Origin of the sequence: Streptomyces sp. Y1, assembly GCF_041053115.1 — a bacterium.
GTDB classification, from domain to species: Bacteria; Actinomycetota; Actinomycetes; order Streptomycetales; family Streptomycetaceae; genus Kitasatospora; species Kitasatospora rubellomurina.
Genome location: NZ_CP163445.1, coordinates 3,965,580 through 3,988,768, shown reverse-complemented (window position 1 = coordinate 3,988,768; position 23,189 = coordinate 3,965,580). Strand labels below are relative to the sequence as shown.

18 protein-coding genes and 1 pseudogene are annotated in these 23,189 nt (G+C 72.7%); 10 read left to right on the top strand and 9 right to left on the bottom strand.

Features of this window, described 5'->3' with window-relative positions; genetic code table 11:
• Window positions 1-75: 75 nt before the first annotated feature.
• From AB2U05_RS16895 to AB2U05_RS16885, 3 genes and pseudogenes are all read right to left on the bottom strand, one after another.
• The gene (locus tag AB2U05_RS16895; RefSeq protein ID WP_369183616.1) at window positions 76-1,068 is read right to left on the bottom strand and encodes a YIP1 family protein; all 993 of its coding nucleotides are present in this window, start codon (window positions 1,066-1,068) and stop codon (window positions 76-78) included.
• Between the two features lie 179 nt (window positions 1,069-1,247).
• Window positions 1,248-2,321 (bottom strand): annotated as a pseudogene (locus tag AB2U05_RS16890) (sugar phosphate nucleotidyltransferase); the annotation flags it as partial.
• Between the two features lie 345 nt (window positions 2,322-2,666).
• Window positions 2,667-4,898, bottom strand: coding sequence for a (Fe-S)-binding protein (locus AB2U05_RS16885; protein ID WP_045692650.1), 2,232 nt, complete (start codon window positions 4,896-4,898; stop codon window positions 2,667-2,669).
• A 300-nt stretch (window positions 4,899-5,198) separates the two neighbouring features.
• Between AB2U05_RS16885 and dnaK the strand changes: the two genes are divergently transcribed.
• From dnaK to AB2U05_RS16860, 5 genes are all read left to right on the top strand, one after another.
• Window positions 5,199-7,043 (top strand): molecular chaperone DnaK, encoded by a 1,845-nt coding sequence (gene dnaK, locus AB2U05_RS16880; RefSeq protein ID WP_045692651.1) that lies wholly within the window; start codon window positions 5,199-5,201, stop codon window positions 7,041-7,043.
• On the top strand, window positions 7,040-7,660 hold the full coding sequence (grpE, locus tag AB2U05_RS16875; protein ID WP_045692652.1) for a nucleotide exchange factor GrpE: 621 nt from the start codon (window positions 7,040-7,042) through the stop codon (window positions 7,658-7,660). The genes dnaK and grpE overlap by 4 nt, the downstream gene beginning before the upstream one ends.
• Before the next feature lie 146 nt (window positions 7,661-7,806).
• Window positions 7,807-8,964: a molecular chaperone DnaJ gene (gene dnaJ / locus AB2U05_RS16870; RefSeq protein ID WP_045692653.1), complete on the top strand. Its 1,158-nt coding sequence runs from the start codon at window positions 7,807-7,809 to the stop codon at window positions 8,962-8,964.
• Between the two features lie 7 nt (window positions 8,965-8,971).
• Entirely contained in the window at window positions 8,972-9,490 is a 519-nt protein-coding gene (locus AB2U05_RS16865; RefSeq protein WP_369183615.1) for a helix-turn-helix transcriptional regulator, read from the top strand.
• Between the two features lie 121 nt (window positions 9,491-9,611).
• Window positions 9,612-10,664: a helix-turn-helix domain-containing protein gene (locus AB2U05_RS16860; RefSeq protein WP_157881989.1), complete on the top strand. Its 1,053-nt coding sequence runs from the start codon at window positions 9,612-9,614 to the stop codon at window positions 10,662-10,664.
• A 68-nt stretch (window positions 10,665-10,732) separates the two neighbouring features.
• Here the strand turns inward: AB2U05_RS16860 and AB2U05_RS16855 are convergent, their stop codons facing one another.
• The gene (locus AB2U05_RS16855) at window positions 10,733-10,888 is read right to left on the bottom strand and encodes a hypothetical protein (protein WP_157881990.1); all 156 of its coding nucleotides are present in this window, start codon (window positions 10,886-10,888) and stop codon (window positions 10,733-10,735) included.
• A 335-nt stretch (window positions 10,889-11,223) separates the two neighbouring features.
• Between AB2U05_RS16855 and AB2U05_RS16850 the strand changes: the two genes are divergently transcribed.
• Window positions 11,224-11,832, top strand: coding sequence for a hypothetical protein (locus AB2U05_RS16850; protein WP_052706358.1), 609 nt, complete (start codon window positions 11,224-11,226; stop codon window positions 11,830-11,832).
• A gap of 148 nt (window positions 11,833-11,980) precedes the next feature.
• Here AB2U05_RS16850 and AB2U05_RS16845 read toward each other — a convergent pair whose 3' ends face one another.
• From AB2U05_RS16845 to AB2U05_RS16830, 4 genes are all read right to left on the bottom strand, one after another.
• Complete coding sequence (locus AB2U05_RS16845) at window positions 11,981-12,940, bottom strand: LuxR C-terminal-related transcriptional regulator (RefSeq protein ID WP_045709173.1); 960 nt, start codon at window positions 12,938-12,940, stop codon at window positions 11,981-11,983.
• A 114-nt stretch (window positions 12,941-13,054) separates the two neighbouring features.
• Window positions 13,055-14,032 carry a LuxR C-terminal-related transcriptional regulator gene (locus AB2U05_RS16840; protein ID WP_369183614.1) on the bottom strand — a complete coding sequence of 326 codons (978 nt, stop codon included), beginning with the start codon at window positions 14,030-14,032 and terminating at the stop codon, window positions 13,055-13,057.
• A gap of 20 nt (window positions 14,033-14,052) precedes the next feature.
• Window positions 14,053-15,099 carry a LuxR C-terminal-related transcriptional regulator gene (locus AB2U05_RS16835; protein WP_369183613.1) on the bottom strand — a complete coding sequence of 349 codons (1,047 nt, stop codon included), beginning with the start codon at window positions 15,097-15,099 and terminating at the stop codon, window positions 14,053-14,055.
• Window positions 15,100-15,749: 650 nt separating this feature from the next.
• A complete protein-coding gene (locus AB2U05_RS16830) occupies window positions 15,750-16,859 on the bottom strand; it encodes a TDT family transporter (RefSeq protein ID WP_045692657.1) in 1,110 nt (369 codons plus the stop codon).
• 70 nt (window positions 16,860-16,929) lie between these two features.
• On the opposite strand from AB2U05_RS16830, the gene AB2U05_RS16825 reads away from it, so the two are divergent.
• A complete protein-coding gene (locus tag AB2U05_RS16825) occupies window positions 16,930-17,850 on the top strand; it encodes a LysR family transcriptional regulator (protein ID WP_369183612.1) in 921 nt (306 codons plus the stop codon).
• A gap of 85 nt (window positions 17,851-17,935) precedes the next feature.
• Window positions 17,936-20,542 carry an ATP-dependent chaperone ClpB gene (clpB, locus tag AB2U05_RS16820; protein ID WP_369183611.1) on the top strand — a complete coding sequence of 869 codons (2,607 nt, stop codon included), beginning with the start codon at window positions 17,936-17,938 and terminating at the stop codon, window positions 20,540-20,542.
• Between the two features lie 99 nt (window positions 20,543-20,641).
• On the opposite strand, the gene AB2U05_RS16815 is transcribed toward clpB, so the two are convergent.
• The gene (locus AB2U05_RS16815; RefSeq protein WP_369183610.1) at window positions 20,642-20,938 is read right to left on the bottom strand and encodes a helix-turn-helix domain-containing protein; all 297 of its coding nucleotides are present in this window, start codon (window positions 20,936-20,938) and stop codon (window positions 20,642-20,644) included.
• A gap of 394 nt (window positions 20,939-21,332) precedes the next feature.
• On the opposite strand from AB2U05_RS16815, the gene AB2U05_RS16810 reads away from it, so the two are divergent.
• On the top strand, window positions 21,333-21,896 hold the full coding sequence (locus AB2U05_RS16810) for a YbjN domain-containing protein (RefSeq protein WP_045692661.1): 564 nt from the start codon (window positions 21,333-21,335) through the stop codon (window positions 21,894-21,896).
• 209 nt (window positions 21,897-22,105) lie between these two features.
• Window positions 22,106-23,128, top strand: a complete 1,023-nt coding sequence (locus AB2U05_RS16805) for an AraC family transcriptional regulator (protein ID WP_045692662.1) — start codon at window positions 22,106-22,108, stop codon at window positions 23,126-23,128.
• Window positions 23,129-23,189 lie beyond the last annotated feature (61 nt).

Genomic DNA, 23,189 nt, shown 5'->3' with positions numbered 1-23,189 from the left:
GGGCCCGGCTCGTGCCCGGGGCCCGCCCCCATTCTGCCCGCAGGCCGCCCGGGGGCCGCAGCGGCCGCGGGGTGCTCAGCCCAGGGTCGGCAGCTTGATCAGCACCAGCAGTGCGAGCAGCTGGACGGCCGCGGCGGCCGCCGCCTTGCCCCAGGGCAGGTCGTGCACCCGCCGGACCATGCTGGTCAGCAGGTAGGCGCAGAACATCCAGGTGGCCCAGCCGACGACCTGGACGACGGCGCTGCCGGAGGGCAGCACCAGGTCCAGCAGCAGCCGGGGGGCGTCGGTCAGCCAGCCGATCAGCGCGGCCAGGCCGACCGTCGAGCGCCACGGGCCGTCGCCGCCGAGCTGGCGGGCCAGCGCGTAGGTGACGCCGCCGAAGACGGCGCCGGCGATCGTGAAGCCGATCGCGGCGGCGGCGATGCCGGTCAGCGCCACGCTGAAGGTCGAGTTGACGATGTCGTCGTGGGTCAGGCCGATGCCGAGCACCGCGAGCGCGCCGTACAGCAGCGAGACGGTGAGGGCGGGCAGCCAGACCTGGTGGTCGCGGGTGCGGTCGAAGATCGCGCTCGGGGTGCGGACGATGCCGACGAGCAGCTCGCGCCACCGCGGCCGGGGGCCGGTGACGTGCGGGGTGGACTGGCCGCCGGCGCGGTAGACGGTGACGTTGTCCTGGCCGTACGGCGGCTGCTGCTGCCCGTAGCCGTCGTCGTGGTGGCCCGGCTCCTGCCCGTACTGGCCGTACTCGCCGTACTGGCCGTGCTGGCCGTAGCCCGGCTCCGGCTGCCCCGGATAGCCGTCCTGCCGCGGGTAGCCGGCCTGCCCCGGATAGCCCCCCGGGTACGGCTGCCCGCCGTACGGGTCGCCCGCCGGGAACGCCCGGGTGCTGCCGGGCCGGTCGGCCCCGTACGGGTCGTACCCGCCGCCCGCGCCCGGGTGCGGCGCCGTGAAGTACTCCGGCCCCTCCGGCCGCCCCTGCCCCCCGGGGCCCCCCGCCGGCGGCGGAGGGGGCGCCCACCCGCCGTTCGGGTCGGCGCCCTGACCGCTGTCGTATCGATTACCAGCCACGGTCCGAAGGTACCCGTCCGGCCCAGTGCGCGTGGGCCCCGGACGGAGCCGGGGCCGGTTTGCAGCGAGTCTGGGACGAACGGGCGGTGCGGCCCCCCGGAGGGCTACCGCTGCGCGGTGACGGACGGCCCGTGCACGGCCGCGGCCGCGGTGGTGCCGGCCGGGCAGCCGCCCGGGCCGGCGGTGGTGCGGACGGCACCGACCGGCAGCAGGGTGCCGCAGGCGATCCGGATGCCGTTCGGCAGCTCGTTGTCGGACTCGACGATCGCGCCGTCGCCGATGACGGCGCCGTCCAGCGCCGAGCGCTCGCCGACGGCGGCGAAGGCGCCCACGATGGAGTCCTTCACCAGGGTGTCCGGGCCGATCACCGCGCCGGGCAGGATCACGCTGCCCTCGACGATCGCGCCGGCCTCGACCACCGCGTCCGCGGAGACCACGGTGCCGCCGCTGAGCACGGCGCCGGGGTGGACGGTGGCGCCGGGCAGCAGCAGGGCGTCGCCGGTCGGGCCGGGGACGGCCGGGGAGTCGACCTTGCCGAGGACCAGGTCGGCGGAGCCGCGGACGAACGCGGCCGGGGTGCCGAGGTCCAGCCAGTACGAGGTGTCGACGACGCCGCGCAGCAGCGCGCCGGTGGCCAGCAGCTCGGGGAAGGTCTCGCGCTCGACGGACACCTCGCGGCCGGCCGGGATGCGGTCGATGACGGACCGGGTGAAGACGTAGCAGCCGGCGTTGATCTGGTCGGTGACGATCTGCTCCGGCGTCTCCGGCTTCTCCAGGAACTCCAGCACCCGCCCGTCCTCGTCGGTCGGGACGAGGCCGAAGGCGCGCGGGTCCTCGACCCGGGTGAGGTGCAGGGTGACGTCGGCCCCGGCGGCCACGTGGCCGTCGCGCAGGGCGGCGATGTCGACGCCGGAGAGGATGTCGCCGTTGAAGACCAGGACGGGCTCGTCCGGGCCGCAGGTCAGCCCGGAGGCGGCGTTGCGGATCGCCCCGCCGGTGCCCAGCGGCTCGCGCTCGGTCAGGTAGACCAGCTCGATGCCGTACGGGGTGCCGTCCTGGAAGTGGTCCTCGAACACCTCGGCCAGGTACGAGGTGGCCAGCACGACCCGGGTGACCCCGGCGGCGGCCGCGCGGGCCAGCTGGTGCGCGATGAACGGGACGCCCGCGACAGGCAGCATGGGCTTGGGGGTGTGGGTGGTCAGCGGGCGCAGTCGCGTGCCCTTACCACCGACCAGCATGATCGCCTCGGTCATGGTCTGCGCTGTTCCCCTTGTGCTCTCCGCGGCCCGGCCCGGCGGGCCGGTACCTCCGTCGTGTTTTGCGCCCGGCCGGTGTGCACCCGGTCCGGGTGGGCGCCCGGACGGTCGTCCGTCCGGAACGCGGCGACCGGCTCGCAGCCGGTCCGGCGCCTACTGTATTTGCTTCCAACCGAATGCCCGTCCGGCGGCTGTGCGATAGACGTCACTCCCCGTACCCCCGCCGTACCTCCCGGAGCCTCCCGGAGCCGCCCCGGGGCACCGAAAAGCCCGGCCCGGCGGGCGCGTTGGCGGCGTCCACCGGGCCGGGCAGTTGTTGCAGAACCGTCGAACAGCGGACCGTTACGCGTCCACCGTCGCGGGCTGCTCCTCGGTCTCGGCCGGCGGGGTCGCCTTCACCGACTCGAGCAGCAGCTGGGCGACGTCGACCACCTTCAGGTGCTCCTTGGCCGCGCCCTCGTTCTTCTTGCCGTTGACCGAGTCGGACAGCATCACCAGGCAGAACGGGCAGGCGGTGGAGACGATGTCGGGGTTGAGCGACAGCGCCTCGTCCACGCGCTCGGTGTTGATCCGCTTGCCGATGCGCTCCTCCATCCACATCCGGGCGCCGCCGGCGCCGCAGCAGAAGCCGCGCTCCTTGTGGCGGTGCATCTCCTGCTGGCGCAGGCCGGGAACCTTGTCCATGATCTCGCGCGGCGGGCTGTAGACCTTGTTGTGGCGGCCCAGGTAGCACGGGTCGTGGTAGGTGATCAGGCCCTCGACCGGGTTGACCGGGACGAGCTTGCCCTCGTCGATCAGGTGCTGCAGCAGCTGGGTGTGGTGGATCACCTCGAAGTGCCCGCCGAGCTGCGGGTACTCGTTGGCGATGGTGTTGAAGCAGTGCGGGCAGGTGGCCACGATCCGCTTGGTCGGGGCGTCCTCCAGCGCGGCGTTCAGGGTCTCGACGTTCTGCGCGCCGAGCATCTGGAACAGGAACTCGTTGCCGAGGCGGCGCGGGGAGTCACCGGTGCAGGTCTCCTCCTTGCCGAGGATCGCGAACTTGACGCCCGCGGTGTGCAGCAGCTCGGCGAAGGCCTTGGTGGTCTTCTTGGCGCGGTCCTCCAGGGCGCCGGCGCAGCCGACCCAGTAGAGGTACTCGACCTCGGCGGGCTCGATGTCCTCGCCGATCACCGGCACCTCGATGCCGGTCTCCTTCTTGAGCTCCTTGACCCAGTCGAGGCGGGCCTTGGTGGCCATGCCCCACGGGTTGCCCTTGTTCTCCAGGTTCTTGAGCATCGTCCCGGCCTCGGTCGGGAAGTTGCTCTCGATCATGACCTGGTAGCGGCGCATGTCGACGATGTGGTCGATGTGCTCGATGTCCACCGGGCACTGCTCGACGCAGGCGCCGCAGGTGGTGCAGGACCACAGGACGTCCGGGTCGATGACGCCGTTCTCCTCGGCGGTGCCGATCAGCGGGCGCTCGGCCTCGGCCAGCGCGGCGGCGGGAACGCCCTGCAGCTGCTCGGCGGTGGCCTGCTCGGTGCCCTCCATGTCCTTGCCGCCACCGGCCAGCAGGTACGGCGCCTTGTTGTAGGCGTGGTCCCGCAGGCTCATGATCAGCAGCTTGGGCGAGAGCGGCTTGCCGGTGTTCCAGGCCGGGCACTGCGACTGGCAGCGGCCGCACTCGGTGCAGGTGGAGAAGTCGAGGATGCCCTTCCAGGAGAACTGCTCGACCTGGGAGACGCCGAAGACGGCGTCGTCGGCCGGGTCCTCGAAGTCGATCGGCTGGCCGCCGGAGGTCATCGGCAGCAGCGCGCCGAGCGCCGTGGCGCCGTCCGCGTTGCGCTTGAACCAGATGTTCGGGAAGCCCAGGAAGCGGTGCCAGGCCACACCCATGTTGGTGTTCAGCGAGACCGTGATCATCCAGATGAAGGAGACCGAGATCTTGATCGTCGCGACCACCCAGAGCAGGTTGTGCAGGGTGCCGGCGCTCAGCCCGGAGAACAGCTTCACCAGCGGGTACGAGACCACGTAGTCGAGCGAGTAGTGGTCGGCGCCCAGCTGCGCGCCCTCCAGGCCGCGCAGGGTCAGGATGGCCGCGCCGATGATGAAGATGACGGCCTCGACGAAGTACGCGAAGCCCATGTTGGAGCCGGCGAAGCGGGACTTGCGGCCCGCCCGGTTCGGCAGGCTCAGCTGCCGGATCACGATCAGCGCCGCGATGCCGAGGAAGGTCACCAGGCCGAGGAGCTCCTGGAACAGCAGGTACGGCGTCCAGTCACCGATGATCGGGACCTCGTAGTCCGGATCGAAGAGCTGGCCGAACGCGCCGACCAGGGTGAGGATGAGCGCGTAGAAGCCGACCGCGACGGCCCAGTGGGCGACGCCGACGATGCCCCACTTGTTCATCCGGGTGTGGCCGAGGAACTCCCGGATCAGGGTCACCGTGCGGGCCACCGGATTGTTGATCCGGGCGCCCTTCGGGACGGGCTGGCCGAGCCGGACGAACTTGTAGATCTGCGCGACGGCACGAGCGAACAGCGCCACGCCGACCAGGGTTGTGCCCAGTGAGATGAGGATCGCTGCTAGCTGCATCCGGCTTCTCCGTACTCCAGCGGCGGTGAGGATAAAGGTCGGTCAAGTGTACTCGTGGGTAACTTAATCTCCCACCGGCCGGACACTATCGCCCCTTAGCACCGAGCCAGAAGATGCTCAAGGTATGGCGGCAGTCACGTGGGGCCACCATCGCCCGTTCGGGGCAACCGGACCCGACGAAAGGGGCGGCATCCGGCCGCAGCAAAGTTGAGCCGCTCCGGCTCATGGCTGTTGACTCGTTCGTGCTCCTCGTGCATCCTTGAGTCCGTAAAGCTCAACTCTTCCGTGGAGGTATCTACGATGGCACGCGCGGTCGGCATCGACCTCGGTACGACGAACTCGGTCGTCAGCGTTCTGGAGGGTGGCGAGCCCACCGTCATCACGAACGCCGAGGGTGCGCGGACCACGCCGTCCGTCGTCGCCTTCGCCAAGAACGGCGAGGTCCTCGTCGGCGAGGTGGCCAAGCGCCAGGCGGTCACCAACGTCGACCGCACCATCCGGTCGGTCAAGCGCCACATGGGCACCGGCTGGAAGATCAACATCGACGGCAAGGACTTCAACCCCCAGCAGATCTCGGCCTTCGTGCTGCAGAAGCTGAAGCGCGACGCCGAGGCGTACCTGGGCGAGACCGTCACCGACGCCGTCATCACCGTCCCGGCGTACTTCAACGACTCCGAGCGCCAGGCCACCAAGGAGGCCGGTGAGATCGCGGGCCTCAACGTCCTGCGCATCGTCAACGAGCCGACCGCGGCCGCCCTCGCGTACGGCCTCGACAAGGACGACCAGACCATCCTGGTCTTCGACCTCGGCGGCGGCACCTTCGACGTCTCCCTGCTGGAGATCGGCGACGGGGTCGTCGAGGTGAAGGCCACCAACGGTGACAACCACCTCGGCGGCGACGACTGGGACCAGCGCGTCGTCGACCACCTGGTGAAGGTCTTCCAGTCCGGCCACGGCGTCGACCTGTCCAAGGACAAGATGGCCCTGCAGCGTCTGCGCGAGGCCGCCGAGAAGGCCAAGATCGAGCTGTCCTCGTCCTCCGAGACCTCGATCAACCTGCCGTACATCACCGCCTCCGCCGAGGGCCCGCTGCACCTGGACGAGAAGCTCACCCGGGCCCAGTTCCAGCAGCTGACCGCGGACCTGCTGGAGCGCTGCAAGGTCCCGTTCCACAACGTGATCAAGGACGCCGGCATCTCGCTCTCCGAGATCGACCACGTCGTCCTGGTCGGTGGCTCGACCCGCATGCCGGCCGTCGCCGAGCTCGTCAAGGAGCTGACCGGCGGCCAGGACGCCAACAAGGGCGTCAACCCGGACGAGGTCGTCGCCATCGGCGCCGCGCTCCAGGCCGGTGTCCTGAAGGGCGAGGTCAAGGACGTCCTCCTGCTGGACGTCACCCCGCTGTCCCTCGGCATCGAGACCAAGGGCGGCATCATGACCAAGCTCATCGAGCGCAACACCACGATCCCGACCAAGCGCTCCGAGATCTTCACCACGGCCGAGGACAACCAGCCGTCCGTGCAGATCCAGGTCTACCAGGGCGAGCGCGAGATCGCGGCCTACAACAAGAAGCTCGGCATGTTCGAGCTGACCGGCCTGCCGCCGGCGCCGCGCGGCCTGCCGCAGATCGAGGTCACCTTCGACATCGACGCCAACGGCATCATGCACGTCGGCGCGAAGGACCTCGGCACCGGCAAGGAGCAGAAGATGACCGTCACCGGCGGCTCCTCGCTGCCGAAGGACGAGGTCGACCGGATGCGCCGCGAGGCCGAGCAGTACGCCGAGGACGACCACAAGCGCCGCGAGGCCGTCGAGACCCGCAACTCCGCCGAGCAGCTCGTCTACTCGACCGAGAAGTTCATCGCGGACAACACCGACAAGCTCCCGGCCGACGTCAAGACCGAGGTCGAGACCGCCATCGGCGAGCTCAAGGAAGCCCTCAAGGGCGAGGACATCGCGAAGATCCGCGAGGCCTCCGAGAAGGTCTCCACCACCGCGCAGAAGCTCGGCCAGGCGCTCTACGCCAACGCCGACGCCCCCGCCGGTGCCGCCGCGGCCGGCGACTCCGCCCAGGCCAAGGAGGACGACGTCGTCGACGCCGAGATCGTGGACGACGAGAAGCCCAAGGGCGGTGCGTCGGCATGACGGACAAGCCGCAGGGTGGTAAGCCCGGCGACGACTCCGCCGCCGAGGAGGCCGTGATCAAGGCCGCCGAGGAAGCCGCCGCGGGCGGTTCCGAGGCCGGTGCCGACGAGCTGGCCGCCGCCAAGCGCGAGGCCACCGAGCGGACCGCCGACCTCCAGCGCCTCCAGGCCGAGTACCAGAACTACCGCAAGCGGGTCGAGCGCGACCGGCTGACCGTCCGCGAGATCGCGGTCTCCAACATCCTAGAGTCCCTGATCCCGGTGCTGGACGACATCGGCCGCGCCCGCGAGCACGGCGAGGTCACGGGCGGCTTCAAGTCCGTCGCCGAGTCGCTGGAGACGGTCGTCGCCAAGCTGGGCCTGCAGCAGTTCGGCAAGGAGGGCGAGCCCTTCGACCCGACCATGCACGAGGCGCTGATGCACAGCTACTCCTCGGACGTCACCGAGGACACCTGCGTGCAGATCCTCCAGCCCGGCTACCGGATCGGTGAGCGGATCATCCGCCCCGCGATGGTCGCCGTGGCGGAGCCCCAGCCGGGCACCCAGACGGCGTCCGGCCCGGACGCCGAGGCGAAGTCCGCCGACGCGGACAAGGCCGACGGTGGCTCGGACAGCTGACCACCTGTGACAGCTGACAACCAGTGCGCTGCGGAGTCGTACGCCGGCCAGTCTGGCGGCCGGCTCCGCAGCGCGCTGTCAACAGCCTTGCCACTGAGCGCTGTTGACAGCACAGTGACGATGGAACTCGGGAGGTGGCGGAAGCCATGAGCGGCAAGGACTTTGTCGAGAAGGACTACTACAAGGTCCTCGGCGTGCCCAAGGACGCCACCGCCACCGAGATCAAGAAGACCTACCGCAAGCTGGCGCGCGAGTTCCACCCCGACGCCAACAAGGGCGACACCAAGGCCGAAGAGCGCTTCAAGGACATCTCCGAGGCGTACGACGTCCTCTCCGACGAGAAGCGCCGCAAGGAGTACGACGAGGCCCGCAGCCTCTTCGCCAACGGCGGCTTCCGGTCCGGCGGCGGCCCCGGCACGGGCAGCTACAGCTTCGACTTCGGCGACCTCTTCAGCGGCAGCCAGGGCGGCGGCGGTGGCGGCGGCATCGGCGACGTCTTCGGCGGCCTGTTCAACCGCACCGGCGGCCGGCAGGCCCAGCCCCGCCGCGGCGCCGACGTCGAGACCGAGGTGACGCTCTCCTTCGAGGAGGCCGTCGACGGCGCGACCGTCCCGCTGCGGATGACCAGCCAGGCCCCCTGCCGCCTGTGCAACGGCACCGGCGCCAAGTCCGGCACCACCCCGCGGGTCTGCCCGACCTGCGTCGGCGCCGGCACCGTCAGCCGCGGCCAGGGCGCCTTCGCGCTCTCCGAGCCGTGCAAGGACTGCCGCGGCCGGGGCATGATCGTCGACGACCCGTGCCCCGACTGCCACGGCAGCGGCCGGGCCAGCTCCGCCCGCACCATGCAGGTCCGCATCCCGGCCGGCGTCCAGGCCGACCAGCGGATCCGGCTCAAGGGCAAGGGCGCCCAGGGCGAGCGCGGCGGCCAGCCCGGCGACCTCTACGTCACGGTGCACGTCGACCCGCACCCCGTCTTCGGGCGCAAGGGCGACAACCTGACCGTCACCGTCCCGGTCACCTTCCCCGAGGCGGCCCTCGGCGCCACCATCGAGGTGCCGACGCTGGGCGGCCCCGCCGTGAAGCTCAAGCTGCCCCCGGGCAGCGCCAACGGCCTCACCATGCGCGCCCGCGGCAAGGGCGCCACCCGCAAGGACGGCACCCGCGGCGACCTCCTCGTCACCGTGGAGGTCGTGGTGCCGCAGCACGTCACCGGCGACGCGCTGGACGCCCTGGAGCAGTACCGCGAGGCCACCGCCTCCGACGACCCGCGAGCCGCCATCTTCCGGGCGGCGAAGGGAGCGTGACCACCAGATGTCCCCGATGACCCCCGACAGCCCGATCGGCCCCGGCCTCGGCGAAGGCCTGCCCGGCGACGCCCCGCGCCGCACCCGGCGGGCCGCCGCCCCGCCGCAGTACGTGCTCACCGAGGAAACCCCGGTGTACGTCATCTCCGTCGCCGCCGAACTGTCCGGCCTGCACCCGCAGACGCTGCGCCAGTACGACCGCCTCGGGCTGGTCTGCCCCGACCGCACCGCGGGCCGCGGCCGGCGCTACTCCGCGCGCGACATCCAGCAGCTGCGCGAGGTCCAGCGGCTGTCCCAGGACGAGGGCATCAACCTGGCCGGCATCAAGCGGATCATCGAGCTGGAGAACCAGGTCGCCGCCCTGCAGGCGCGGGTCACCGAGCTCGTCGACTCCCTGGAGGGCGCCGCCGCCACCCTCCAGCAGCGCGAGGCCGCCGTCCACGCCTCGTACCGCCGCGACCTCGTCCCGTACCAGCCGCCCACCCCGCAGTCCAGCGCCCTCGTCGTCTGGCGCCCCCGCCGCTGACCGGGGCCCGGACCGCACCACCAGCCGCCGGTTCCCTCCTGTTCGGGGGGTGCCGGCGGCTGGTGTGTGGTGAGAGAGTGCAGTCAGACTGGGCCTTTCCATCGGGCTCAGCCGGTCTGGCATGCTGAAACGTGATTCAGCGTCGGCGCTGATGGGACGCAAGCGTCACGGTAACGGCAAGGAGCCGAAGGTGAGTGAACGAGAGCAGCTCATCAGCCTTTCCGTCCTCTCGGCGGAGGCTCGGAAGCTGTATCTGGACGTCGTTCGCGGGGACGGCCAGCTTCCGCTGGGTTCCAGTCCCGAACCTCCCGATGCGGCCCTGGACGAGTTGGTCAGAATCGGCCTGCTGATTCCCGACACGGAAGATCCCGGTACGTTCCTCGCGACGGATCCCGCCCAACTCTCGGAAAGCCTCAGCCACTCCTGGCAGCGCCAAGCGCTGGAATTCCTGTCGCGCGCCGTTTCACTCCCTTCGGAGCTCCAGGAGCTGGCCCAGGAGTTCCACGCCCCGAAGCAGGCCGGCGGGGCAATCGAATACGTCCGGGGAAAGGCGCTGATTCACCAGCGAGTACAGCAGTGCATAGCCTCCGGCATGGAAGAGGGGCTGGCCCTCCAACCCGGCGGCCCCCGGCCGGCCGAAGTCCTCGCCGGAACGCTCGAACGCGACCTGGACACCCTCCGCAGCGGCACCAAGATGCGGACGATTTACCACGCCAGCACGCGTTACCACCAGCCGACCAGAGACTACGTCGCGGCCCTCGCCCACGAGGGCGGCCAGTACCGGACTCTCGACGAGCCCTATACGCGGCTCATCGTCATCGACCGGCGCGTGGCCGTGATCCCGATCGACGCGGAAATGAACCTCGCCGCGTTCATCCACGATCCCGGCGTGATCGGTTACCTCGCGGAGGAGATATTCGAGCGGTACTGGAGCCGTGCCCTCGAATTCGAAGGCGATCGGACGATCCCGCAGCAGGTGGTGTCCCGCCTGCGCCAGACGATCATCGAACAGATGCTGGAGGGGACGAACCACCGCGTCATCGCGCGCCGGCTGGGAATCAGCGAGCGCACGCTCGCGCGGCACATCGCCGAAATGCGCGAGGAATACAGAGTCGACTCACTGTTCCAGCTCGGCTACGTACTCGGCCGGAAGTCCCGGGAAGTTCCGGAGTGACGAACCGCTGACCCCGCGACGGCGGACCGGGCCGGTAGCCCGGGGCCCGGCATCCGATCAACGGCCGATCAGTTCCAGTTGAAGTCATCGGCGACGGCCGCGCGGGCCGCCGTGGTCGCCGCCCGGTCGGATTCGTGAACCTCCGCGAGGTAACCCGTACCAAGCACGGCGGCAATAGCCAGCGAAAGCATGACCTTGCGGACAAAACGGCGCATGCAAGACATGCTCCCACTCCTTCCCTCGGGATTTCGCCACCTTAGGCGCCACAGAACTTCGGCTCACATAGTGCCGCACGGATTCGTTGCTGTCACCTGCGCCGGCCGCACGGGCGTGCGTCATCTCTCTGCCAGTCATCCAGATGACACAGGCTAACCCTGGACGCGGCGCGCCCCCGCGATGGACGATCAGTTCGCTCCCGATGGTCCAACAGAGAGCCACACTCTGCCAATGTACCGTCAAATACGCGACAGTTCACCACCGGGATCACCAACCTGAGCAGCCCATATCCAACACTGCGCCGACGCTCACCCCCCTTGGTCGGCAATCTCCCGGAGTCGACATGACCGAGCCCTACCTGCGTCACCGCGACAGCCAGGCCACCGAAGGCCGGCGTGCACGTGTGTTCCTGGCCGCGCCGCTGATGCGGCTGACCGGGCCGGCGGACAGTGTGGTGACGCTCGCCAGCCGGACGCGACTGACGACGCTCCGCACCACTCTCCTGCGCAGCGGTGCCGCCGTGTACAGCGCGCACCACAGCGACGCCTGGACGGTCTCCGGGCAGGCCCCGGAGCCCCGCGTCCCGTCCGACTTCCGCGCCCTGCAGTCCGCCGACCTCGTGTTCGCCTACGTCGGCGCACCGCTCTCGGCCGGGGTGAGCCTGGAGCTGGGGTGGGCGTCCGCCCTGCGGAAGCCGATCGTCCTGCTCGTCGACGAGGCCATCACCCACAACCCGCTGATCGCCACCATCGAGCAGGTCGCCCCCGTCCTGCCGCTGGTCTTCGACGACACCTGGTCCCAGGAGGCCCTCCACCACACCGTGGAGACCGCCCTGGACTGGGCCGGCATGGCGCTCTCGCTGCGCGAGGGCTTCTGGACGGCCCCCGGTGAGCAGTTCTCCGTCCCCCGGCAGCACCCCGGCTACTGGCCGACCAGCGCCGCCACCGGCTGAGCGGCACTCACCCGGACTCCCCCGTGGTCCGGGCTCCCGCACCTGCCCCGCACCCGCCGGCCCGACCGGCCCACCGTCCCGGCGTCGTACGACCCCCCGCGTACGACGCCGCCCCCATTTCTCCGGGCGGACTGCGGCTCCCGCACCATCAGGCGTCGCGGTTGCCCCGCATCTGCCAGCCGAGTTGGAAGAGAGTCTCGGCGTCGTACAGCTCCCGCAGCCGGGCGATGTGGCCCGCCACCGTGCGTTCGCTCAGGCCCAGGCGGGAGGCGATGGCGCGCTGGGTGAGGCCCTGGGCGAGCAGCCGGCCGACCTGTTCGTGGGGGGCGGGATCGGCTGAACCGGCGGCCAGGGCTGACCAGTTGACGCCTTCGGCGAGGCGCCAGTAGTTCTCGAAGACCTCGGCGAGGAAGGCGACCGTCGCCAGGTCCTCGACGAAGGCCGCGGCGCCGACGCCGGCGGGGATGACGGCCACCGTGCGGTCGAAGATCATCATCTTGGGCAGCGCGAACTGGGCGACCCTGATGTGGCAGCCGAGTTCGGTCAGCTGGGCGGCGAGTCGGACGGTCGGCGCGTCCAGGCGGGCGCCGGTCTCGTAGACGGTGCGGATCGCGCCGCCGAGGCTCAGGAAGCGCCGGGCGTGGTTGAGGATGTCGCCGGCCGCGTCGGCCGGGCGGGCGCCGCCCGGGTGGAGGGACAGCGCCTCGTGGAGCAGTTCCTCGGACAGCTGGGAGACCCGGTGCCGGACGTTCTCGTCGCCCTCGACGATCCGGATGGTGCCGGTGCGGTCGTGCTGCCGGGGCGCGGCGTCGTAGGCGGCGGCCAGATCGCCGAGCAGGTCGGGGAGTTCGTCGGCCTGGCGGAGCAGGCGGGTGCCCGCCGCCCGCAGGTCGGCGCCGATCCGGGCGGTGACGGAGCGCGGGTTGACGGCGCTGAGCGAGCCGTCCATGACGTACGGCTTGAGCAGCCCGAGGTCGAGCAGCGTCTGGACGGTCTCGGTGTCCTCGGGCCGGATGTCCGTGATCCGGATCCGGCCGCCGGCGCTCAGGATCTCCCGGTAGAGGTCCCGGGCGGTGGCGTCGGGCAGGTTGAAGCCGGGGGCGGTCATGTCTGCTCACCTCGCATCTGCCGGCCGGGTCGTGGGTGCGGCTCGGCGTCGTACTGTTCGCGCGCCCGGGCGGTGTGGTCCGCCCGGTGGCTGGGGCGCTGGGCGGTCGGGGCTTCAGGCATCGTCGGCGTCCCGCATCCGCCAGCCGAGGTGGAAGAGCGTCCGGGCGCCGTGGCGCTCGCGGAGCCGGGCGATGTGGGCGGCGACGGTGCGTTCGCTGAGGTCCAGGCGGGCGCCGATCGCCCGTTGGGTGAGGCCCTGGGCGAGCAGCCGGCCGACCCGGGCGGTGGTGGGGTGCGGGGGGCCGAGGTGGCGGTCGAGCGGGGTGGCCCGGGCCCAGTCGCGCTCGAACCGGGCGACCAGGTAGCGGACGGTGGCCGGGTCGTCGAGGAACACGGCGCCGGCGCGTTCCTCGACGGCCGGGATGACGGCGGTCGTCCGGTCGAAGACCAGCAGCCGCTCGTACGGTTCGGTGAGCACCCGGGCCCGGGCGCCGCCCCGGACGCGCAGTTCGATCTGCCGCAGCACCGGGCGATCCGCGAGGGCGACCGGCTGGTAGAGGGCGCGGACGGCGCAGCCGCGGCGCAGCACGGCGAGGTCCTCGGGGAGGGCCGCCCGGAGCCCGTCCAGCGGGCGCGGGCCGGTCTGCGCGCTGAGGAACTCCTCCCGGCAGTCGGCGAGGAGTTCGGCGATGCGCCGGCGGACGGCGACGCCACCGGCGCAGGACACGGTTTCGCGGAGCCGGCCGACCGGGCGGTCGGAGTCGCCGGGGCGGCCGGGGCCGAGCCGGCCGACCGGGCTGCGGACGGTGTCGTAGGCGCGGGCGAGCGGGGCGAGCCGGTCGGGGAGCTGTTCGGCGTGCCGGAGCAGGCGGACGGCGCGGCTGCGGAGTTCGACGCCGAGCCGGTCGCCGAGGGAGCGCGGGTTGGCGGCGGCCCAGCCGGTGGCGGTGGGCGTGATCAGGCCGCGGGCGACGAGGGCGGCCAGGGCGGGCCGGTCCTCGGGGGCGAGGTCGTCGGGGCGCAGGCGTCCGCCGAGGCGGACGGCGGTGAGGTAGAGGTCGCGTTCGGCGGGGCCGGGTTCATCGGCCATCGGGGGCGTCCCTCCTCGGTTCACCGGTCATCGCGGCTGCCGCGCATCAGCCAGCCGAGCTGGAAGAGGGTCCGGGCGCCGTGGCGGTCGCGCAGTCGGGAGATGTGGGCGGCGACGGTGCGTTCGCTGAGGCCGAGCCGGGTGCCGATCGCCCGTTGGGTGAGGCCGCGGGCGAGCAGTCGGCCGACGCGTTCGGGGACGGTCCGGGCGGGGCCGAGGCCGAGGACGGCGGCGGCCTCGGTGGAGTCGGCGCGGGCCCAGTCCCGTTCGAAGGCGCCGACCAGGAAGCAGAGCGCGGCCGGGTCGGTGATGAAGGCGGCGGTGTTGTCGTCGTCGCCGGCGGGGATGACGGCGACGGCACGGTCGACGACGATCAACCGGGGGAAGGGCTCGTCGAGCACCCGGATCTGCGAGCCGTGCCGGATGACCTCCTCGGCGTAGGCGAGGGCGGCCGGGTCGGCGAGGGCGGCGGGTTGGTAGACGGTGCGCAGCGTGCGGCCGCTCTGGAGCAGCCGGACGTCCTGGGCGAGGGCGATCCGCAGGCTCTCGGCGGGTCGGCGGCCGGGTTGGGCGGTGAGCACCTCGGTGCGGCAGTCGGTGACGAGTTGGGCGATCCGCCGGCGGATGTGGACGTGGCCCTCGACGTAGACGGCCTCGCCGACGGTGCGGGCGGACGCCCGGGACAGGGTGTCGTAGGCGCGGGTGAGGCCGTCGAGGGCGTCCGGCAGGCTCTCCGCGCGGACGAGCAACCGGGTTGCCTCGCTGCGCAGTTCGGCGCCGAGGCGGTCGCTGACCGCGCGCGGGCTGACGGCGGTGTAGCAGTGGCCCAGCGGGTTGGGTGTGAGCAGGCCGAGGTCGAGCAGTTGCCGGAGCGCGGCCTGGTCGGTGTCCTCGGCGGCGGCGAAGGCGAGGCGGCCGCCGTCCGAGACGACGGCGAGGTAGAGCCGCTGGGCGGCCTCGTCGGGTTCGTCGCCGACGGTCCCCGTGGGCCCCGCGGGCCGGGCCGGGCCCGTACCCCCGGCGGCCGCCGGCCGGTGCTGCGGCGCGACCGCCGGTTCCGCCGTCACGTCGCACACTCCCTGCCGGACAAGCTTCTCCCCCCGTTGCCGCCCCGGTCCCCCTCGGTGCGGCGATGCCGCCGGCGGGAGGTGTTCACGGAGGCGGCCGCAGCCGCGTCCGGGCCGGTCCCGCCGGGTTCGATCACGGTACCGGGCGATCGGCGGACCCCCGGGCCCGGGTGCCGTCGCACACCGGGCGCCCCGGGGGCCGCCTTCACCACGCCAGGCCGCGGGCGCTCCCGTCGAGGCGGAGCAGCAACGCCTCGACGGGTCCGGTCCCGGGGGCCATCACCACACATGGCTCCCGGCCGGTGCTCTTCCCCCCCGTTCCACCGGCACGGGACGATGTGCCGGCGGTCAGTATCGAAGAGCGAGCGCCACCATCGGGCTGCGGTTGCCCGGAGGACTTGGCGTGTCTCCACCTTCACAGGCGTGACGCCCGGTGAACAAGTGCCGCCCGAGTGCATGTTCGCGCAATTGCAGCTACCTGCACGGCGGGGCGGGTGCGGGAGCCGGGCGGCGGGTCGGATTCCGGTGAAGTCCGAGGTCGGCGCGGGGGTGTCGGGCGCCCGGGGCGGGTGCCGCCGGCCGCCCGGCTGCGGGCTTCCCGCACCTGCGGGTTCCTGCAGGGGCGGCGCGGGCCCGGCGACGGCCGGGGTTCAGCGGGCGAGCAGCCGGCCGCGGGCCAGTCCGGCGGCCGTGCCCCCGGCGGCGAGCAGCCAGGCGGTGGCCAGCAGCAGGTAGAGGCCGGCGGCGAGCGCGGTGAAGCCGCCGAAGCCGGTGTGCCGGGCGAGCGCGGAGGCGCCGGTGACGCAGGTGCCGACCGGGAAGGTGAAGGCCCACCAGGTCATCGCGAACGGCATCCCGGCCCGGCGGGCGCGCAGGTTGGCGGTGAGCGCGACCGCCAGCCAGAGCATCGCGACGCCGATCACCGCGACGCCGTACAGCTCGGCCAGCGACCGCATGGCGGGGGCCAGTTCGGGCAGCACCGGGCGGGCGGCGTCGGCGAGCTGGTGGACGGCGGTGACGGACTGGCCGAGCGGCCCGAGCACCAGGAACAGCGTGGGGGTCAGGACGAGGGCGGGCAGCTTGCTGTGGAGCAGCCCGGTGAACACCACCGGCAGCAGCACCAGGGTGGCCAGCAGCCCGATCCCGAACAGCGCCCAGCAGCCGTACAGCATGGCCTGCTGCGGCAGGCCGGCGGGCAGGTGCGGGACGAGCGCGGGGCCGCAGGCGGAGGCGACCAGCGGGGCGACGACGGGCAGCAGCCAGGTCGGGTTGGCGGTCAGGGCGGAGACCTGGTGCCGGGTGATCATCAGGTACGGGATGCCGCCGGCCACGGCCAGCGCGTACAGCGTGCCGAGGCTCCACAGCACGGCGTCGAGGGCGACGGCCGGGCCGGTGCCGATCACCCGGGAGCCGAGCAGCAGGGTGCCGAGGCCGACCGCGAGCATCGCCATCGGCGGGCAGCCGTAGAAGACGGCGGTGGCGGGTTCGTCCAGCAGGTGGCGGCGGGCGGCGGCGCGGTGCCGGGTGAGGTGGCGCAGCCGGCCGGCGCCGAGCACCAGCAGGGCGGCCAGCGAGAGCGCCCACACCGCCTCGCCGAAGCCGATCAGTCCGGGCAGCCGGACGGGCAGGACGGCCGCGCCGTTGGCCAGGATCGCGGTGCCCATCACCGCCGCGTACCAGTTGGGGCTCAGCTGGGCGAGGTCCAGCGAGGGTCGGGGGGCGGTACGGGCGAGCGGGCGGACATCGGCCAAGGTGGACATGCCTCCACGGTCGCCGCCGGGCCCCGCCCGCGGTAGCGCCGCGCGTTCTATGGGGACATAGCCTGGACCTATGACCCTCTCTCCGCGCGTCCCCGAACTGGGTGCCCTGGAACTGCTGCTCGCGGTGGCCCGGCTGGGCAGCGTCGGGCGGGCGGCGGCCGAGCTCGGCGTCAGCCAGCCGACCGCCAGCGCCCGGATCAAGGGCATGGAGCGGCAGATCGGCGTGCCGCTGCTGGAGCGCTCCCCGCGCGGCTCGAAGCCGACCGAGGCGGGCCGGCTGGTGGTCGAGTGGGCCCGGCAGGTGGTGGAGGCGGCGCAGGCGCTGGACGCCGGGATCGACGCGCTGCGCGAGCGGCGGGACGCCAAGCTGCGGGTGGTGGCCAGCCTGACCGTGGCCGAGTACCTGATGCCGGGCTGGCTGCTGGCGCTGGCGGAGGTGAGCCCGGGGACGGCGGTGACGCTGCGGACGGCGAATTCGGCGGAGGTCGCCGGCCACGTGCTGGCCGGCGACGCCGACCTCGGCTTCGTCGAGGGCCCGTCCACCCCGCCGGGCCTGGCCGGCGCGGTGGTGGCGGCGGACCGGCTGGTGGTCGTGGTGGCGCCCGGCCACCCGTGGGCGCGCCGCCGCACCCCGCTCACCGGGCAGGAGCTGGCCGCCACCCCGCTGGTGCTGCGCGAGCCCGGCTCGGGCACCCGGGAGGTGCTGGAGGCGGCGCTGGAACCGTACGGCGGCACGGTGCGGCCGCAGCTGGAGCTGGCCTCGTCGACCGCGCTGAAGGCGGCGGCGATGACCGGGGCGGGGCCGGTGTGCCTGAGCGAGCTGGCGGTGCGGGAGGAGCTGGCGACCCGCCGGCTGGTCGCGGTGCCGCTGGCCGGGGAGCTGGACCTGCGGCGCCCGCTGCGGGCGGTGTGGCCGGCCGGGCAGCGGCCGGGCGGCCCGGCCCGGGAGCTGCTGGGGCTGACCCGGCGGACGGCCGACCGGAACACGTGAAGCGGAAAGTTGAGTGGAATAGACTCAACATAGTGCATGCTGTACGTAGCAGCAGTGAAGGACGACGAGGGAGGAACCCCCAGCAGTGGACGCCAGCAAGTTCACCACCAAGACGCAGGACGCCCTGTCCGCCGCGATCCGGCAGGCCGGCGCGAACGGCAACCCGGACGTCAGGCCGGTGCACATCCTGATCGCCCTGTTGGAGCAGCCCGAGGGCGTCACCAGGCCGCTGCTGGAGGCGGTCGGGGCGGACGTCGCCGGGGTCGACGCCGAGGCCCGCCGCCAGCTGGCCGCCCTGCCCAGCGCGATGGGCTCCACCGTCGCCGCCCCGCAGCTCGCCCGGGACACCCTCGCGGTGCTCACCGAGGCCGGCCGGCGCGCGAACGACCTGGACGACCAGTACGTCTCCACCGAGCACCTGACCGTCGGCCTGGCCGCCGAGGGCGGGCCGGTCGCCGAGCTGCTGGTGCGGCAGGGCGCCACGCCCAAGGCCCTGCTGGCCGCCTTCAAGGACGTGCGCGGCAGCGGCCGGGTCACCTCGCCGGACCCTGAGGGCACCTACAAGGCGCTGGAGAAGTACGGCACCGACCTCACCCAGGCCGCCCGGGACGGCAAGCTCGACCCGGTGATCGGCCGCGACCACGAGATCCGCCGGGTGGTCCAGGTGCTGTCCCGCCGCACCAAGAACAACCCGGTGCTGATCGGCGAGCCCGGCGTCGGCAAGACCGCCGTGGTCGAGGGCCTGGCCCAGCGCATCGTGGCCGGCGACGTACCGGAGTCGCTGCGCGGCAAGCGGCTGGTCGCGCTGGACCTCGGCGCGATGGTCGCGGGCGCCAAGTACCGCGGCGAGTTCGAGGAGCGGCTGAAGGCCGTCCTGAACGACATCAAGGCCTCGGACGGCCAGGTCGTCACCTTCATCGACGAGCTGCACACCATGGTCGGCGCGGGCGCCGGCGGCGACTCCGCGATGGACGCGGGCAACATGCTCAAGCCGATGCTGGCCCGCGGCGAGCTGCGGATGGTCGGCGCCACCACGCTGGACGAGTACCGCGAGCGGATCGAGAAGGACCCGGCCCTGGAGCGCCGCTTCCAGCAGGTGCTGGTCGGCGAGCCGAGCGTCGAGGACTCGATCGCCATCCTGCGCGGCCTCAAGGGCCGCTACGAGGCGCACCACAAGGTGCAGATCGCGGACGCCGCCCTGGTCGCCGCCGCCACCCTGTCCAACCGCTACATCACCGCCCGCTTCCTGCCCGACAAGGCGATCGACCTGGTCGACGAGGCGGCCTCCCGGCTGCGGATGGAGATCGACTCCTCCCCCGTCGAGATCGACGAACTCCAGCGCGCCGTCGACCGGTTGCGGATGGAGGAGCTGGCCCTGGAGAAGGAGTCGGACCCGGCCTCGGTCGACCGGCTGGCCCGGCTGCGCCGCGATCTCGCCGACAAGAACGAGCAGTTGAGCGCGCTCACGGCACGCTGGGAGCAGGAGAAGAAGAGCCTCAACCGGGTCGGCGAGCTGAAGGGCCGGCTCGACGACCTGCACGGCGCGCTCGAACGGGCGCAGCGCGACGGGGACTTCGAGCGGGCGTCCAAGCTGATGTACGCCGAGATCCCGGCCGCCGAGAAGGAGCTCGCCGACGCCCAGGAGCGGGCGGCCGGCGAGGACACCTCCACCTCGATGGTCAAGGAGGAGGTCGGCCCGGACGACGTGGCCGACGTGGTCGCCTCCTGGACGGGCATCCCGGCCGGCCGGCTGCTGGAGGGCGAGAGCGCCAAGCTGCTGCGCATGGAGGAGGAGCTCGGCCGGCGCCTGATCGGCCAGGCCGAGGCCGTACGGGCCGTCTCGGACGCGGTGCGCCGCACCCGCTCCGGCATCGCCGACCCGGACCGCCCGACCGGCTCCTTCCTCTTCCTCGGCCCGACCGGCGTCGGCAAGACCGAACTCGCCAAGGCGCTGGCCGACTTCCTGTTCGACGACGAGCGGGCGATGGTCCGGATCGACATGAGCGAGTACGGCGAGAAGCACTCCGTCTCCCGCCTGGTCGGCGCCCCGCCCGGGTACGTCGGCTACGAGGAGGGCGGCCAGCTCACCGAGGCCGTCCGCCGCCGCCCGTACAGCGTGGTGCTGCTGGACGAGGTCGAGAAGGCCCACCCGGAGGTCTTCGACGTGCTGCTCCAGGTGCTCGACGACGGCCGGCTCACCGACGGCCAGGGCCGCACGGTGGACTTCCGCAACGCGATCCTGATCCTCACCTCCAACCTGGGCAGCCAGTACCTGGTCGACCCGGCCACCCCGGAGGAGAAGAAGAAGGCCCTGGTGCTGGACTCCGTCCGGGCCGCGTTCAAGCCGGAGTTCCTCAACCGGCTGGACGACATCGTGGTCTTCGACCCGCTGGGCACCGCCGAGCTGAGCCGGATCGTCGACCTGCAGGTGGCCCGCCTCGGCGAGCGGCTGCGCGAGCACCGGCTCACCCTGGAGGTCTCCGCCGCCGCCCGCGACTGGCTGGCCCTCACCGGGTACGACCCGGCGTACGGCGCCCGGCCGCTGCGCCGGCTGGTGCAGTCCGCGATCGGCGACCAGCTGGCCCGGGCGATCCTCTCCGGGCAGGTGCACGACGGCGACACCGTGCTGGTCGAGCGGGACGAGGAGGGCGACCGCCTCACCGTCCGCGGCCGGGGGAAGCCGGAGAAGTAGCCCCGACCGGTCACGGCCAGGGGTACGGGCCGGGCCGCCGCGCCCCGTGCGCGGCGGCCCGGCCCGCCGTGTTCGACCCGCGTGTTCAGCCGGCCGTGTTCAGCTGGCCAGGCCGTCCGGCTCGCGCCGCCGCACGCTGTCGCGCCAGCTGCGCGCCAGCCGGTGCAGCTCGGCGCCCTGTGACTCCGGCAGGTTCCAGGTCTGCGCGAGCAGCCGCAGGGTGGAGACCCGCGGGCAGGACACTCCCCGCTCCAGGTCGCGGATCGAGCGCACGCTCAACCCCGAGGCCTCGCCCAGCTGTTCCTGCGTCATCCCCCGGGCCAACCGGATGCTGCGCAGCATCACCCCCAGTGATGACCCTTCGTGCATCGGCCCGTTACTCAGGGCACTGTCCATCTCATCTCCCCCTTGAGTCTCACTGTCCATCAACTCGCGCCAGCGAAACGGGCGTTACTTGCGACGAGTTCCGTCGCACGCTAACCGCATCCGGCGGGCCCGGCAGCCCGAACCCGAAGAGCCGAGGACGTGACGTGGCTCACGCACCTCCGCGGGCCTCCCGGGCGCCTCGCCGGGCACCCGCCGAGCACCGCCGGACCCCGCCCCCGAGGGTCGACCGGCCGCCACCCCGGGTGACCGGATCCGCCCGGAACGCGCCCGTTCCCACGCCTCCGCGAAGATCGACGCACCTCCGGGTGCCCCTGTGAGGCAGGCCCCGAATGAGGCAGGATGGGAGGTGGAAAGGGCGGCCTCTCATTGCCGGCCACCACGTGCACTGAGGAAGAGGACCCCCATGAGCATCGACCCGTCGTCCATCCCCTCCTTCGGCCTGCCCCAGGGCGGCCAGCCCGGTGGACAGGGCGGGCGGCCGGCCGGCCCGCCGCCGATCGTCGTCCCGGACCAGAACCTGGTCGCCCAGCTGCTCGACCAGATGCAGCTCAAGCACGTCGTGGACGAGGAGGGCGACCTCACCGCCCCCTGGGAGGGCTTCCGGGTCTACTACATGTTCCGCGGCGACAACAAGGAGCTCTTCGCCGTCCGCGCCTTCTACGACCGCGCGTACCCGCTGGAGAAGAAGGGCGAGATCCTCGACCTGATCGACGAGTGGAACCGCGAGACCCTGTGGCCCAAGGTCTACACCCACACCCACGAGGACGGCGTGGTCCGCCTGATCGGCGAGGTCCAGATGATCGTCGGCACCGGCGTCAACCTGGACTACTTCGTCACCACCACCGCCAACTGGACCCAGGCCTCGGTCGGCTTCGAGCAGTGGATGGTCGAGCGCCTCGGCCTGCAGGACGAGATCGAGGGCGAGGACGGCGAGGGCGACGCCCCCGAGGGCACCGACGAGGCCTGATCCCGCCGCCGAACGCACCGCACGCGCCGAACGGTCCGGCCGCCCGACATCCGGGCGGCCGGACCGTTCGCGTTCCCGGGCTCCCGGCCCCCGCCCCGGGTGCGCCACACCCGTCACCTGCACCTCGTTCGTCCCCGGTCGACCCTTCTCCCCCGGAAGGACGCCGGGGCGAAATCCCGGGAGCGTAGTCTGACCAGGGGGGATGACACATGGATGACGTGCTCGGCGAGCTCCTCGCCGCACTCCGGGTGAGGGGCGTTCTCCAGAGCACCATGCGGGTGCGGGCGCCCTGGGCCATCCAGGGACCGGCCGAGAACTGCGCGGTGCTGCACTACGTCGTCGCAGGGGGCTGCTGGGCGACGCTGACCGACGAGGTCCGGCTGCCCGACACGGCGCGCCACCTGCGCCAGGCCCGGTTACGCCCGGGCGACCTGGTGGTCTTCCCCTGGGGCGCGCCGCACACGCTCGCCGACCGCCCCGGGCGCGAGGCCTTACCCCTGGCGGCGGTCCTGCCCGACCGCACCCCCGGGCAGCCGACGGTGCCGGTGCGACTGCCCGGCCCCGGCCCGGAGAGCACGATCCTGTGCGCCGGCCTGTCCTACAACTCGGTGGGCGAGTCCGCGCTGTACCGGGCGCTGCCGCCGATGCTGGTGCTGCACCGGGAGGTCGTCCGGCGGCACCCGCTGCTCCACCACACACTGGCCGCGCTGTCCGCCGAACACCCCGGCGACCCGGTGGAGGGCGAACTGCTGCGCGGCTTCGAGACCGCCCTGGTGCTGGCCCTGCGGCTGGCCCTGCGCGGCGAGGCCGCCGAGCGGCTCACCGACGACTACCCCTCGCTGCGGGCCATGCGCCACCCCGGCATCAGCCGCGCCCTCACCGCCGTCTACGCCCGGTACAGCGAGCAGTGGACGGTCGACCTGCTGGCCCGCGAGGCCCTGATGTCCCGGACCGGCTTCACCACCGTCTTCCGCCAGCTGGTCGGCGAGAGCCCCGGCCGCCACCTGACCGCCCGCCGGATGCGGGAGGCGGCCAGGCTGCTCAGCGAGACCGACCTGGCGCTGTCCCTCATCCCGGCGGCGGTCGGCTACCGCAGTTCGGTCGGGTTCCACCTGGCGTTCCGCAAGTGGACCGGGACGACGCCGGGCGAGTACCGGGACGCCCACCCCGGCCGCCGCGGGAGCCCTTCCCGCGGCGGCCCGAGGGCGGTCGCCCCGGTCCTGTTCGACTGAGGCCGGCCGACCCGACCGCCGGCCGGCCCACCGCCGGCCGCCCGGGGCCGGTCGGCCGGCC